This is a genomic window from Streptomyces sp. SGAir0957, assembly GCF_043523415.1.
On record NZ_CP027293.1, the window covers coordinates 2176526 to 2190699 of the forward strand.

The 14174-nt window shown below is 72.9% G+C and carries 14 protein-coding genes and 1 pseudogene; 10 read left to right on the forward strand and 5 right to left on the reverse strand.

The genetic code is table 11. The features are described from left to right. Nucleotides 1-54 precede the first annotated feature (54 nt). Nucleotides 55-933, forward strand: a complete 879-nt coding sequence (locus C1N81_RS14715) for an SAM-dependent methyltransferase (protein ID WP_394429267.1) — start codon at nt 55-57, stop codon at nt 931-933. A gap of 10 nt (nt 934-943) precedes the next feature. On the opposite strand, the gene mmuM is transcribed toward C1N81_RS14715, so the two are convergent. Then, nucleotides 944-1849 carry a homocysteine S-methyltransferase gene (mmuM, locus tag C1N81_RS14720; protein WP_394429268.1) on the reverse strand — a complete coding sequence of 302 codons (906 nt, stop codon included), beginning with the start codon at nt 1847-1849 and terminating at the stop codon, nt 944-946. Between the two features lie 10 nt (nt 1850-1859). Beyond that, nucleotides 1860-2540 (reverse strand): DUF4389 domain-containing protein, encoded by a 681-nt coding sequence (locus C1N81_RS14725; protein WP_394429269.1) that lies wholly within the window; start codon nt 2538-2540, stop codon nt 1860-1862. 97 nt (nt 2541-2637) lie between these two features. Between C1N81_RS14725 and C1N81_RS14730 the strand changes: the two genes are divergently transcribed. After that, on the forward strand, nt 2638-3009 hold the full coding sequence (locus C1N81_RS14730; protein WP_394429270.1) for a VOC family protein: 372 nt from the start codon (nt 2638-2640) through the stop codon (nt 3007-3009). A 9-nt stretch (nt 3010-3018) separates the two neighbouring features. Here C1N81_RS14730 and C1N81_RS14735 read toward each other — a convergent pair whose 3' ends face one another. The 3 genes and pseudogenes from C1N81_RS14735 to C1N81_RS14745 form a co-directional block, all read right to left on the reverse strand. Further along, a complete protein-coding gene (locus tag C1N81_RS14735; protein ID WP_394429271.1) occupies nt 3019-3711 on the reverse strand; it encodes a DUF6597 domain-containing transcriptional factor in 693 nt (230 codons plus the stop codon). Nucleotides 3712-3752: 41 nt separating this feature from the next. After that, nucleotides 3753-4172: pseudogene (locus tag C1N81_RS14740) on the reverse strand (cupin domain-containing protein); the annotation flags it as partial. A 388-nt stretch (nt 4173-4560) separates the two neighbouring features. Then, on the reverse strand, nt 4561-5748 hold the full coding sequence (locus C1N81_RS14745) for a YihY/virulence factor BrkB family protein (protein ID WP_394429272.1): 1188 nt from the start codon (nt 5746-5748) through the stop codon (nt 4561-4563). 162 nt (nt 5749-5910) lie between these two features. Here C1N81_RS14745 and C1N81_RS14750 point away from each other — a divergent pair, with 162 nt between their 5' ends. The 8 genes from C1N81_RS14750 (at nt 5911) to cysD (ending at nt 14173) form a co-directional block, all read left to right on the forward strand. Further along, nucleotides 5911-7554: an acyl-CoA dehydrogenase family protein gene (locus C1N81_RS14750; protein ID WP_394429273.1), complete on the forward strand. Its 1644-nt coding sequence runs from the start codon at nt 5911-5913 to the stop codon at nt 7552-7554. 235 nt (nt 7555-7789) lie between these two features. Further along, nucleotides 7790-9079, forward strand: coding sequence for a GAF domain-containing protein (locus C1N81_RS14755; RefSeq protein ID WP_394429274.1), 1290 nt, complete (start codon nt 7790-7792; stop codon nt 9077-9079). Nucleotides 9080-9103: 24 nt separating this feature from the next. After that, nucleotides 9104-9691, forward strand: coding sequence for a GNAT family N-acetyltransferase (locus tag C1N81_RS14760; protein ID WP_394429275.1), 588 nt, complete (start codon nt 9104-9106; stop codon nt 9689-9691). A 299-nt stretch (nt 9692-9990) separates the two neighbouring features. Then, nucleotides 9991-11691, forward strand: a complete 1701-nt coding sequence (locus tag C1N81_RS14765; RefSeq protein ID WP_394429276.1) for a nitrite/sulfite reductase — start codon at nt 9991-9993, stop codon at nt 11689-11691. After that, entirely contained in the window at nt 11688-11876 is a 189-nt protein-coding gene (locus tag C1N81_RS14770; RefSeq protein WP_394429277.1) for a hypothetical protein, read from the forward strand. Before C1N81_RS14765 ends, C1N81_RS14770 begins: the two co-directional genes overlap by 4 nt. After that, nucleotides 11873-12625, forward strand: a complete 753-nt coding sequence (locus C1N81_RS14775; RefSeq protein ID WP_394429278.1) for a phosphoadenylyl-sulfate reductase — start codon at nt 11873-11875, stop codon at nt 12623-12625. The genes C1N81_RS14770 and C1N81_RS14775 overlap by 4 nt, the downstream gene beginning before the upstream one ends. Further along, nucleotides 12618-13241 (forward strand): adenylyl-sulfate kinase, encoded by a 624-nt coding sequence (gene cysC, locus C1N81_RS14780; RefSeq protein ID WP_394429279.1) that lies wholly within the window; start codon nt 12618-12620, stop codon nt 13239-13241. The genes C1N81_RS14775 and cysC overlap by 8 nt, the downstream gene beginning before the upstream one ends. Then, entirely contained in the window at nt 13238-14173 is a 936-nt protein-coding gene (gene cysD / locus C1N81_RS14785; protein WP_394429280.1) for a sulfate adenylyltransferase subunit CysD, read from the forward strand. Before cysC ends, cysD begins: the two co-directional genes overlap by 4 nt. The last annotated feature ends 1 nt before the right edge of the window (nt 14174 follow it).

A 14174-nucleotide genomic window follows, 5' to 3' on the forward strand; every position in this document is an offset into this window, starting at 1 on the left:
TCCCCGGGATAGCTTGTGCCCCGCACGTCACATACACCGACGACTGGGGGCCGCATGAACGACCGGGAGATCCGCGCACGCATCGACACCTCACGGCCGCACCCGGCCCGGGTCTACGACGCGCTGCTCGGCGGCAAGAACCACTACTCCGTCGACCGGGACGCCGCCGAGAACTCCCTGCGGCGCAACCCGCGCGGCTACCTCGACGTGCGCCACAACCGGGACTTCATGCGGCGCGCGGTGCTGTACCTGACGCGTGAGGCGGGCCTGCGCCAGTTCCTCGACGTCGGCACGGGCCTGCCCACGAGCCCGAACGTGCACGAGATCGCCCAGAGCGTCGCGCCGCAGGCCCGGGTCGTGTACGTCGACCACGACCCGGTGGTCCTGGCGCACGCGCGGGCCCTGCTGTCCAGCGGCCCGCAGGGGCGCACCGCCTATCTCGACGCGGACCTGCGGGCCCCGGACACGATCCTCGACGGGGCCCGCGCCACGCTCGACCTGGACCGGCCGGTGGGGCTCGGGCTCGGCGCGATCCTGCACTTCGTCGAGGACCCGGCCGCGCACGACATCCTGGCGAAGCTGCTCGACGCCCTGCCGTCGGGCAGCGCCGTCTTCCTCACCCATGTGACCGCCGACCTCAACCCGGAGACGATCGTGCCCGGCCTGAAGGCGACGGGGCTCCCCTTCACGCTCCGCACCCGCGCCGAGTTCCTGCGGTTCCTCACCGACAACGGGATGGAGCCGGTCGACCCGGGCGTGGTGCCGGTCCACCGCTGGCGGCCCGACACCACCTGGCACAAGGTCCACACCGAACCCGAGGACCTCACCGGCCTGGGCGACCTCGGCCCCCTGGAGCGGGCGGCGCGGCAGGGCATCGGCGACGTGCGCGACGAGGACATCAACATCTACGGGGCGGTCGCGCTCAAGCCCTGAGCCGTCTCCTTCAGGACGCGTGCACGGCCCGGGTGACCTCGGTGATCACATCCGGGCCGATCCGGCAGCACCCCCCGACCAGGCGCGCGCCGCCGGACCGCCACCGCTCCACCCGCCCGGGGCCGAACGTCGGGCGGCCCGTCCAGCGGCGCGCCCGCGCGTCCCAGCTCTCGCCGCTGTTCGGGTAGACGACCACGGGTTTCCCGGTGATCCGTGCGGCGAGCGCCACCGCGTGGTCCGCGTCCCGCGGCGCGCAGCAGTTGACGCCCACGGCCACGATCTCCTCGGCGTCGGCGGCGAGCGCGAACGCCTCCTCCAGGGGCTGCCCCGCGCGCGTCCGCTCCCCCTCCACGCTGTACGAGAGCCACGCCGGAACCCCGAGCCCGCGCACGGCGCGCAGCAGCGCCCGCGCCTCGTCCGTGTCGGGGACCGTCTCCAGGGCGAACACATCGGGTTCCGCCGCCGCGAGGGCCTCCAGGCGCGGCCGGTGGAACCGTTCGAGCTCGGCCACGCTCAGCCCGTACCGGCCCCGGTACTCCGAGCCGTCGGCCAGCATCGCCCCGTACGGGCCCGCCGACGCGGCCACCCACAGCGGCCGGTCCGCCCGGGTCTCGCGCGCCGCCCGCCGGGCCAATGCGACGCTGAGCGCCATGAGTTCGGCCGCGCGCTCCGGCCCGATGCCGTGCGCGGCGAACCCCTCGAACGTGGCCTGGTAGCTCGCGGTGATGGCGACGTCCGCGCCCGCCTCGTAGTACCCGCTGTGCGCCGCGACGATCGCCCCGGGCTCCTCCGCGAGCAGCCGCGCCGACCACAGCGCGTCGCCCAGGTCGTGCCCGGCGGCCTCCAGCTGGTTGGAGAGGCCGCCGTCCAGGACGAGGGTCCGGCCGTCGGCGAGGGCGTGGGCGAACGAGGTCATGCCCCCGAGCCTACGACTCCCGTGCGGGCCGGAGCGGCAGCTGAGGCTCCCGCCCGCCCTGGTCCAGGCGGAACGGCGGATAGACGTCCGTCATCAGGGACCCGTACGCGAGGACCCGGGCCGCGTAGCGGTGCAGGCCGATGTTGAGGTCGTACAGGCCGCCCGGGTACAGGTTCGTGAAGAGCAGGGCGACACCCGCGTAGAAGGTGATGAGGGCGGCCAGGCCGCCGCCGGTCGTGGAACCGCCGACGAACATCGACACCACGAGGTACTGCGGCACCACGAGCAGCCAGCCCTTGACGAGGACCAGGCCGCGCGACAACTGCTCCGGATACGCGATGTCGAGGCGCGCCGGGTACGTGGGCACGGCGGCGAGCGTGAACGGCGGGTAGCGGTCGGTGCCGAGGCTGCCGTACGCGTAGTACGACACGCGCCAGGCCCAGCGCAGCACGCCGAGGTTGAAGTCGAACAGCGCCCTCGGGAAGCGCGTCGTGAACAGGATCGCGAACCAGGCGATCACCTCCACGACGACGAAGGCCACGAGGAGGAGGGCGAGGACGAGGTAGTGCGGGAGCGCCAGCAGCCACTTCACCAGCCAGAGCCAGCGCGAGAGCACCGGCTCGTAGTCGGCCTCCAGGGTGACGGGGCTCGCCGGGTGCGGGCTCTTGGCGGTCTCGGTTGCGGTGGACATGCCTTCCCTGTACGACCGCCGGATGCGGGGCACAAGGAGACGCGGGGCGTCCGTTTCGTACAAGACCGGGCGGCGTACGGCGGCCTACGGTGCGGGCATGACCGACAGCAACGCCGTCCGGATGGACGCCATCGGAATCGCGGCCACCGATCTGGCCGCCTCGCTCGCCTACTACCGCCTCCTGGGGCTCACCTTCCCCGAGGGCGCGGAGCGACTGCCGCACGTGGAGACGGGGCTGCCCGGCGGCATCCGGCTCATGTTCGACCCGGAGGAGGGCGCCGCCGGGCGCGGCCGGGGGCGGATCTCGCTCGCCTTCCACTGCGGGGACGCGGCCGGGGTCGACGCCACGTACGCGCTGCTCACCGGCGCCGGGCACCATGGCGAGGCCAAGCCGTGGGACGCGGTCTGGGGGCAGCGTTACGCGGTCGTGCTCGACCCGGACGGGAACGAGACGCACCTCTTCGCCTGAGGCGGGACGTCAGGTGAGGCTGGTGAGCGTCCGGCCGGTCAAGTCCCGTACGTCGCGCGCGAGATGGGCCTGGTCCGTGTATCCGGCGCGGACCGCCGTCGCCGCGAACGGGACGCCCGCGCGGGCCAGGGCGAGCGCCCGCTGCAGCCGCAGCACCCGGGCGAGCGTCTTGGGCCCGTAACCGAACGCGGCCAGCGAACGGCGGTGCAGCAGGCGGGTGTTGAGCCCCGCCGCCTCGGCCGTCCCGGTGACGGTGCGGCCCTCGGCCAGGGCGGCGACGATCCCGGCGAGGAGCGGGTCCGGCGGCCCGGCGGCAGCGGCGAGGCGCACGGCGGCGCGTTCCAGCGCGGCGGCCGGGTCGGGCGCCGCGTCGACGCGTTCGGTGAGGCGGCGGGCGTCGGCGCCCCGCCACACGTCCGCCAACTCGGCGCGTGTGTCGGTCAGTTCGTGGGCCGGAACGCCGAGGTAGGCCGGGGCGGTGCCGGGGGCGAACCGGATGCCCGCGTAGGAGCGCCCCGCGCCGCCCGCCGAGACGTACGCGCGCGTGTCGGGCCCGGCGACGAACAAGCGGCCCTCGCTCCAGATCAGGTCCATGCACCCGTCGGGCAGCACCGGATGGGCGTCCTCCCCGGGACCGGCGGTGCGGGTCCACAGCACCGCGCCGGGGACGCGGCTCGCCCGCTCCGCGTACGCCCCGCTCATGGCCGGTACTCCTGCGGGCTGACCCCGTGGACCCGCTTGAAGGCGCTGGACAGGCGGGCGGTGAGTTCACCCCGCTTCTGGTAGGCGCCGATGAGCAGCTGCGCGGCCCCGTCCCGCGACTCGCCCCAGGTCCGCACCCCGAGGTCCCGGTAGCGGCCGGCGTGCGCGGGGCCGAGCGGGCGGCAGACCTGGCCGGGGCCGATCTCGGCGCGCGGGGCGGTCGCCGGGTCGTCGCAGCAGACGTACGGGGCGGGGCCGCGGGCGATGGCGAGGTCACCGGGGCGGAGCCGCCGGGCGGGCCCGTCGCCCGCGGGCAGGATCCACGCCTCGCCCTCGACCATCATGACGGTGAGCGGCGCCTCGTCGGCGATCCGCACCGCCCACGGCACCTCGAAGCAGGCCCGGATCATGAAGGCCCCCCGGGCCCGCGGGCCCTCCAGGAGCCCCGCGAGTAGGTCCACGGAGCCAGCGTAGACGGACGCGTATGGGGGTGAGCGGCTCGCGGATGTCCGGGGCGGCGGGCGCGCGCTTGAGTGGAGCCATCGCCCGGCGGGCGGTGGAGCTCGGCGTCCGGCGGCTCGTCCTCCTCTCGTCGCGCGGGGAGGACCGGGCACGCCCCGCCGAGGAGGCGCCGGCCGCGTCCGGGGCGGGGTGGACGGTCCTGCGGTGCGCCTGGTTCGACCAGAACTTCAGTGAGGGCCCGCTCCTCGACCAGGTGCGCGGCCCCGAGCTGACGTTCGCGGCCCCGGCCGGGCTCGGCGAACCGTTCATCGACGTTCGCGGAGTTCGCGCGGGACGAGGCCGCCGCAAGGGCCTGGAAGCAGGGCCCCCGCGCGAGGTCGTCCGGGGCTACTCGTCCTCCTCCGCCTCGTGCGGTGTGTCGCCGTGGCGGCGGGCGTGGGTGCGCAGCCGGGACGTCACGTCCTCCGGGGGCAAAAACTTCGACCAGCGCTCGGGGAACTCCGAGGGCATGTCGGGGTCGCCGAGACCGTCGTCGACCCCGTCGACGTCGTCCAGTTCGTCGGCGTCGTCCGGATAGCCGGAGCGGGCCGCCGCCCGGGACAGGTAGTGCGCGGCGGTCGCGGTGCGCACCCGCTCGTTGGCGGCGCGCGCCGCGGCCGTGGCGACCGAGGGCCAGACCCGGTCAATCGCCGCGTTGACGGCGGCGCCGACGAGGACCGCGAACGCCGAGACGCCGATCCACAGCAGGACCGCGACGGGCGCGGCGAGGGAGCCGTAGATCGTCGGGCCCTCGATGGTGTTGGTGAGGTAGAGGCGGAGCAGGAAGCTGCCGGGGATCCACATCGCGAGGGCGGTCAGCGCGCCGGGGACGTCCTCGATCCACGGAGAACGGACCGGCACTGACACGTGATACAGGGTGGTCAGGAACGCGACCGACAGGACCAGGACGACCGGCCAGTAGAGGATCTGGACGACCGTCTCCGACCAGGGGACGAGGCCGATCACCGCGTCAGGGCCCGCGATCATCAGCGGCAGCGCCACCGAGCCGACGACGAGCCCGATGAGGAAGAGCAGGAACGCCAGGAGGCGGGTCTTGACGATGCCCCGGACGCCGTCGAGGCCGTACATCACGGTGACCGTGTCGACGAAGGTCGAGACCGCGCGCGATCCCGACCACAGGGAGATCAGGAAGCCGATGGAGATGACGTCGGGGCGGCCGCCCTGGATGACGTCGTCCAAAATCGGCTGGGCGATCTCCTTGACGCCCTGGTCGGTGAGGACCGTGCGGGACGCCTCCAGGATGTTGTCGCGCACGCCCGCGATCGTGTCGGCGCCGGTCCAGGAGTCGACGTAGGCGAGGAGCCCGACGAGGGACAGGAGCAGCGGCGGGACGGAGAGCAGCGTGAAGAACGCCGCCTCGGCCGCCAGGCCCAGGATGCGGTACTCCATGCACGAGTTGACGGTGTCCTTCAGCAACAGCCAGGCGGTCCTGCGCTTGGAGACGTTCTCGTAGAGAACGCGGGCCCGGTGGAGACGGCCGGACGGCGACGGGGGGGATTCACTTGCTGGCTGCACGTCCTAAAGGTATCCGCCACAGGCGGGTGTACCCATCCCCCGGGGCTCCGGCCTGCGCGTTCACCGGGCCGGCCGTTCCCGGCACCGCTACGTGAAAGGGGCGACGGCACCCAACTCGCCCGCGCGGCGCATACCTGGGCGGCGCCGGGTAAGTTCAGCGGCATGTCGGGCAGCACGCATACCGTGACCAATCAGCCCCCGCCGCTCGCGGGGTACGACGTCTTCGCCGCGGACCGGGCGCTCGGGGAGGGGCTCGAACGGCATCTGGCGCCCGGGGTCCTGGCGGAGGCCCGCGCGGATCTCACCGTGCTCGGGCGCGCGGCCGGATCGTCGCAGGCGCAGGAGTGGGGGCGGCTCGCCAACGCGTACCCGCCCGTTCTGCGCACCCATGACCGGTTCGGCCACCGGATCGACGAGGTCGACTTCCATCCGTCCTGGCACCGGCTGCTCGGCAAGGGCGTCTCCGCCGGGCTGACGGCGGCGTGGGGCCGGCCCGGCGGTCATGTGCGGCGGGCCGCCGCGTTCCTGGTGTGGTCGCAGGTCGAGGCAGGGCACCTGTGTCCGCTGTCCATGACGCACGCGGCGGTGCCCGCCCTGCGCGCGCAGCCGGACCTCGCCGCCGAGTGGGAGCCGCGGCTGACCTCCACCGTCTACGACATGGAGCTGCGGCCCGCCGGGCAGAAGCCCGGCGCCCTGTTCGGCATGGCGATGACGGAGAAGCAGGGCGGCAGCGACGTACGGGCGGGCACGACGCGCGCGCAGGCGCTGGCGGAGCACGGGACGTACGCGCTCACCGGGCACAAGTGGTTCTGCTCCGCGCCCATGTCGGACGGGTTCCTCGTCCTCGCCCGAGCCGGTGAGGGGCTCACGTGCTTCCTCGTGCCGCGCGTCCTCCCGGACGGGGCGCGCAACCCGTTCGCGATCCAGCGCCTCAAGGACAAGCTGGGCAACCGCTCGAACGCGTCGGCCGAGGTCGAGTTCGACGGTACGTGGGCGCGGCGCGTCGGGGACGAGGGGCGCGGGGTGCGCACCATCATCGACATGGTCGCGGCGACCCGGTTCGACTGCGTCCTGAGCGCCGCCTCGCTGATGCGCCAGGCCGTCGCGCAGGCCGTCCACCACTGCGCCTACCGCGAGGCGTTCGGCGGCAGGCTGATCGACAAGCCGCTGATGCGCAACGTCCTCGCCGATCTCGCCCTGGAGTCGGAGGCCGCGACGACGCTCGCACTGCGCCTAGCGGCGGCCTACGACCACGCGGAGAACGGCGACGCACAGGAGCGGGCCTTCCTGCGGCTCGCGGTGCCCGCCGCCAAGTACTGGGTGACGAAGCGGTGCACGCCGCTGGTCGCGGAGGCCCTGGAGTGCCTCGGCGGCAACGGCTACGTCGAGGAGTCCGTCATGCCGCGCCTGCTGCGCGAGGCGCCGCTGAACTCGCTGTGGGAGGGGTCGGGCAACATCCAGGCGCTCGACGTGCTGCGGGCGCTGCAGCGCGAACCCGCCGCGTTCAACGCGTTCCTCCTTGAGGTCGGCCGGGCGCGCGGCGCCGACCACCGCCTGGACGCCGCCGTGAAGGACCTGCTGACCGAGCTGGGCGACCTGGACGGCATCGAGGCACGGGCCCGCCGGCTCGTGGAGCGGATCGCCCTGGTGCTCCAGGGCTCGCTGCTCGTGCGGTACGCGCCGCCCGAGGTCGCCGACGCGTTCTGCGCGACGCGGCTCGGCGGCGACGGGGGCGCCGCGTTCGGCACGCTCCCGCACACGCTGGCGCACGAGGAGATCGTGGAGCGGGCCCGCCCGGTGGAGTGAGAGGCCGCGGCGCGTGAGGTGACGCGGGGATGGTGCTGCGCCGACACGGCACCATCCCCGCCGCAAGCCCATGAGGAGCTTGAACGCCACCGTGGCGGCGTTGGTGCCAGTTTCAAACACCGTACGGCTGTTCACCAGGGTTGCAGGGGGTTGCAACGTTGTGACCAAGGTGGCCCCCCGCCCGGGGCCGGCGGTGCACGATAGGCGTAACGCTCCGCATACCGAGGATGCACGCATGAACAAGGACGCGACGACGATCGACCTGGCGCGGCTGACCGCGATGGACGCGGCCCTCGCGTCCCGCCTGCTCAGGGGCGTGCGGAACGCGATGCTGGCCGGGGAGCGGCCTCCCGTCCTGCCGAGACCGGAGATCGGCGAGTCCTGGCGGCGGATGCTGCGCGACGGCGTCGACCCGGACCGCGACGTCCGCCTGGGGCTGCTGAGCGTCGACGAGGTGGAGGAGCGGCGCCAGTCGTCCCCGCTCCTGCCGGTCCTGCCGGTGCTGCGCGAGGCGCTGGTGTCGGTGGCCGACGCCGCCCGGCACATCATGGTCGTCAGCGACGGCGACGGCCGCATCCTGTGGCGCGAGGGCCACGCGGGCGTGCTGCGCAAGGGCGACCGGCTCGGCTTCGAGGTCGGCGCCCTGTGGACCGAGGACGTCGTCGGGACGAACGGGGTGGGCACGCCCCTGGTGACCGGGCGGCCCGTCCAGGTGTTCTCCGCCGAGCACTTCGTGGGCTCGCACGATCCGTGGACGTGCGCGGGCGCCCCGGTGACCGACCCCCGGGACGGCAGGCTGCTCGGCGTGGTGGACGTCAGCGGCCCCCTGGAGACCATGCACCCGGCGACCCTCTCCTGGGTGCGGTCGGTGGCACAGCTCGCGGAGGCCCGGCTGCGCGAGCGGCACCTGGTCACGCTCGCGCGGCTGCGGTCCGTGGCGGCGCCGGTGCTCGCCCGGCTCGACGGCCGGGCCCTCGCGGTCGACGGCAACGGGTGGACGGCGGCCGTCACCGGGATACCGCCGACCGACCGGGTGGCGCTGCCCAAGTCCCTCGGGGAGGGCCGCTGCTGGATCCCCGCGCTCGGCACGTGCCGGGTGGCGCCGCTGCCCGGCGGCTGGCTGCTCATGGTCGACGACGTCCCGGAGCCGCTCGGCGCGACCCGGATCGTCCTGGACCTGAGCCGGCCGCGCCGGTGGACGGTCGGGGTGGCGGGGCCCGCCGGTTCCTGGACGCACGAACTGAGCCCCCGGCACGCCGAGTTGCTGTACCTGCTCGCGCACCACCGGGTGGGGCGCAGCGCGTCGGGCCTGGCCGAGGACCTGTTCGGGGACCCGGCGCGGACGGTGACGGTGCGCGCCGAGATGTCCCGAGTGCGGCGCTACCTCGGCGGCCTCCTGGCGCACCGCCCCTACCGCTTCCTGGAGGACGCGGAGGTCGAGGTGGTGCTGCCGGCCGACCCGCTCGACCTGCTGCCGCACTCGACGGCCCCCGCGGTGCGCAGGGCCCGTACCCCCGCGCGCTGACCCCGCTGTGATGGCATGGGCGGCATGAGCAGCAGCACCGTCACCGTCACCACCTGGTCCCTCGAACAGACCTCGTCGTCCGATCTGCGGCCCGCCGCCCCGCCCGGGGGCGGCGGTGTCCGGATCGTGCGCGCGGAGGTGCCTTCGCCCGAGTTCAGCCGTTTCCTGTACGCGTCCGTGGGCGGCGACATCCGCTGGACCGACCGGCTCGGCTGGTCGTACGCGCGGTGGCGGGAGGAGCTGGCGCGCCCCGGCACGGAGACGTGGGTCGCCTACGACAAGGGGACGCCCGCGGGATACGTCGAGCTGGCGGCGCGGGACGGCGGGGTCGTGGAGATCGTCTATTTCGGGCTGATCCCGGCGTTCCGGGGGCGGCGGATCGGCGGCCACCTGCTGTCGGAGGGCGTCGCCCGCGCCTGGGATCTGGCCGGGCGGTGGCCGGATCTGCCGCCGACGAAGCGGGTCTGGCTCCACACGTGCAGCCTGGACGGGGAGCACGCGATGGCCAACTACCAGCGGCGCGGCTTCCGCCTGTTCCGCACGGAGACCGGTGAGGAGCCGGACGTGGCGGCCCCGGGTCCGTGGCCGGGCGCGCACCCCGCCGCGTCCTAGAATGTGATCGACACCACCATCGTCCAGCATGTGGGACATACGCGTCCATATTGCGGACGATGGTGGACCGGGCCCAAAGTCCCATGACACGCTTCCGTCATGTCTACAGCTGGAACCGCCTTGGTGAGTCGACGCCACGTCGACTACGGCCGCATGTCCAGCGCCATCTGTCCGGCGCGCTGAGAGAACCAGCCCCGCCGACTTCCCCGCTCCACCTGACGCCCCCTGCGCACCGCCGCGCCTTGACGCGAGTGTGCGGGTCAGAGCCGCACTGAGCCTGCCTTGAAGGACGTACACCCATGGCTGCCAACCCTGAGAAGCCCGCTGCCGCCGCGCCCCGCCGCAAGGTGAGCCGTCACCGCGGTGAGGGCCAGTGGGCCGTAGGCCACTTCACGCCGCTCAATGGCAACGAGCAGTTCAAGAAGGACGACGACGGTCTCAATGTGCGGACACGCATTGAGACGATCTACTCCAAGCGCGGCTTCGACTCCATCGACCCCAACGATCTGCGCGGACGTATGCGCTGGTGGGGCCTCTACACCCAGCGCCGGCCCGGTATCGACGGCGGCAAGACCGCCGTCCTGGAGCCGGAGGAGCTGGACGACGAGTACTTCATGCTGCGCGTGCGCGTGGACGGCGGCCGCCTGACCACGCGGCAGCTGCGGGTGATCGGCGAGATCTCGCAGGAGTTCGCGCGCGGCACCGCCGACATCACCGACCGGCAGAACATCCAGTACCACTGGATCCGGATCGAGGACGTGCCCGAGATCTGGAACCGCCTGGAGGGCGTGGGTCTTTCGACCGTCACCGCCTGCGGCGACACCCCGCGCGTGATGATCGGCTCGCCGGTCGCGGGCATCGCCGAGGACGAGATCATCGACGCCACCCCGGCCCTTGAGGAGATCAAGCGCCGCGTCCTGAACAACCCGGCCTACTCGAACCTGCCCCGCAAGTTCAAGACGGCCATCTCGGGCTCGCCGCTCCTGGACGTGGTGCACGAGATCAACGACATCTCCTTCGTCGGCGTCGTCCACCCCGAGCACGGCCCCGGCTTCGACCTGTGGGTCGGCGGCGGCCTGTCCACCAACCCCAAGCTGGGCGTGCGGCTCGGCGCCTGGGTGCCGATCGACGAGGTGCCCGACGTCTACGAGGGCGTCATCTCGATCTTCCGCGACTACGGCTACCGCCGCCTGCGCAACCGGGCCCGCCTGAAGTTCCTCGTCGCCGACTGGGGCCCGGAGAAGTTCCGCCAGGTCCTCCAGGACGAGTACCTCGGTGGCCGCAAGCTCATCGACGGGCCCGCCCCGGCGCAGCCCTCCTCGCAGTGGCGCGACCACATCGGCGTCCACCGCCAGAACGACGGCCGCTTCTACGTGGGCTTCGCCCCGCGCGTCGGCCGCGTCGACGGCGCGACCCTCACCAAGATCGCCGACCTGGCCGAGGCGCACGGCTCGGGCCGCGTCCACACCACGGTCGAGCAGAAGATGATCGTCCTGGACGTCGAGCAGGACCAGGTCGACTCGCTGGTGGAGGGCCTGGAGGCGCTCGATCTGACCGCCCGCCCCTCCTCGTTCCGGCGCGGCACCATGGCCTGCACCGGCATCGAGTTCTGCAAGCTCGCCATCGTCGAGACCAAGCAGCGCGGCGCCACCCTCATCGACGAACTGGAGCGCCGTCTCCCGGAGTTCGACGAGCCGCTCACCATCAACCTCAACGGCTGCCCGAACGCCTGCGCCCGTATCCAGGTCGCGGACATCGGTCTCAAGGGCCAGCTGATGCTCGACGCCGACGGCCGGCAGGTCGAGGGCTACCAGGTGCACCTCGGCGGCGCGCTCGGCCTGGAGGCCGGGTTCGGCCGCAAGGTCCGCGGCCTGAAGGTCACCGCGGAGGAGCTGCCGGACTACATCGAGCGGGTCCTCAAGCGCTTCCAGGCGGAGCGCGAGGACGGCGAGCGGTTCGCCGCCTGGACCACCCGCGCCTCCGAGGAGGCCCTGTCATGAGCGAGCGCGCCGCCCCGTTCTACTGCCCCTACTGCGGCGACGAGGACCTGCGCCCCAGCGAGGCCACCGAAGGAAAACACGGCGCGTGGGAATGCGGGGCATGCAATCGGGCCTTCCAGCTGAAGTTCCTCGGGCTGCTCGCCCGCGGGCTGACGCGTAACGACGGTGGAGGGGATCAGATATGACGGCAACCCGGACCGCTACGGACACCGACAACTCCGCTACACACACCGACAACTCCGCGACGGACGCCGAGGAGTTGAAGGCGCTCGCCGAACAGGCCGGGCGCGACCTGGAGGACGCCTCCGCCCTGGAGATCCTCCGGTGGGCGGCCGACACCTTCGGCCGGAAGTTCTGCGTGACCTCGTCCATGGAGGACGCGGTCGTCGCCCACCTCGCCTCCCGCGCCCTGCCCGGCGTCGACGTCGTCTTCCTCGACACCGGCTACCACTTCGAGGAGACCATCGGCACCCGCGACGCCGTCGAGGCCGTGATGGACGTCAACGTCATCACGCTCACGCCCCGGCAGACCGTCGCCGAGCAGGACGCCGAGTTCGGCCCGAGGCTGCACGACCGCGACCCCGACCTGTGCTGCGCGATGCGCAAGGTCAAGCCCCTGCAAGAAGGGCTGACCAAGTACGCCGCGTGGGCGACCGGGCTGCGCCGCGACGAGTCCCCGACCCGCGCGAACACCCCCGTCGTCGCCTGGGACGAGAAGCGGCAGAAGGTCAAGATCTCCCCGATCGCCCGCTGGACCCAGGACGACGTGGACGCCTACGTGAGCGAGCACGGCGTGCTCACCAACCCCCTGCTCATGGACGGCTACGGCTCCGTGGGCTGCGCCCCGTGCACCCGCCGCCTCCTGGAGGGCGAGGACGCCCGCGCCGGACGCTGGGCGGGCCGGGCCAAGACCGAGTGCGGCCTCCATGGCTGAGGCGGCTGCCCTGTCCGAGGCGGCCTCCACGGCCGAGGCGACCGAACCCCCGCAGCACACAGAGACCTTGGAGAAGCAAGTGACCGGAGCCACGATCTGGCTCACGGGTCTGCCGAGCGCCGGCAAGACCACCATCGCCTACGAACTGGCGAAGACGCTGCGCGCCGAGGGGCGCCCGGTCGAGGTGCTCGACGGGGACGAGATCCGCGAGTACCTCTCTGCGGGCCTCGGCTTCAGCCGCGAGGACCGGCACACGAATGTGCAGCGCATCGGTTTCCTCGCCGAACTCCTCGCCCGTAACGGAGTGCTGACGCTCGTCCCGGTCATCGCCCCCTACGCCGACAGCCGCGAGGCGGTGCGGGGGCGCCACCAGACGGGCGGCACCGCCTACCTGGAGGTGCACGTCGCCACGCCCGTGGAGGTCTGCTCCGAGCGGGACGTGAAGGGTCTGTACGCCAAGCAGGCCGCGGGCGAGCTCTCCGGCCTCACCGGGGTCGACGACCCGTACGAGGCTCCCGAATCGCCCGACCTGCGCATCGAGTCGCACCAGCAGACCGTGCAGGAGTCCGCGGCCGCGCTCCGCGCACTGCTCACCGAAAGGGGTCTCGCCGCATGACGACCGTAGTGACCGTCTCCGAGGAGACCGACAGCCCGTACGCGCTCAGCCACCTGGACGCCCTGGAGTCCGAGGCGGTGCACATCTTCCGCGAGGTGGCGGGCGAGTTCGAGCGGCCGGTGATTCTCTTCTCCGGCGGCAAGGACTCGATCCTCATGCTGCACCTGGCGCTGAAGGCGTTCGCCCCCGCGGCGATCCCCTTCTCGCTCCTGCACGTGGACACCGGGCACAACTTCCCCGAGGTCCTCGCCTACCGCGACCGGGTCGTGGCCGAGCACGGCCTGCGCCTGCACGTCGCCTCCGTGCAGGACTACATCGACCGGGGTGTCCTCAAGGAGCGCCCGGACGGCACCCGCAACCCGCTCCAGACACTGCCGCTGACCGAGAAGATCCAGGCCGAGCGGTTCGACGCGGTCTTCGGCGGCGGACGCCGCGACGAGGAGAAGGCCCGCGCCAAGGAGCGCGTGTTCTCCCTGCGCGACGAGTTCTCCCAGTGGGACCCGCGCCGCCAGCGCCCCGAGCTGTGGCAGCTCTACAACGGCCGCCACGCGCCCGGCGAGCACGTCCGCGTCTTCCCGCTGTCCAACTGGACCGAGCTGGACGTGTGGCAGTACATCGCCCGCGAGAACATCGAGCTGCCGGAGATCTACTACGCCCACGAGCGCCCGGTGTTCAACCGGAACGGCATGTGGCTGACGGCCGGCGAGTGGGGCGGCCCGAAGGAGAGCGAGACCGTCGAGACGCGGCTCGTGCGCTACCGCACCGTCGGCGACATGTCCTGCACCGGCGCCGTCGACTCGGACGCCACGACCATCGAGAAGGTCATCGCCGAGATCGCCGTCTCCCGCCTCACCGAGCGGGGTGCGACGCGCGCCGACGACAAGATGTCCGAGGCCGCGATGGAAGACCGCAAGCGCGAGGGGTACTTCTAAC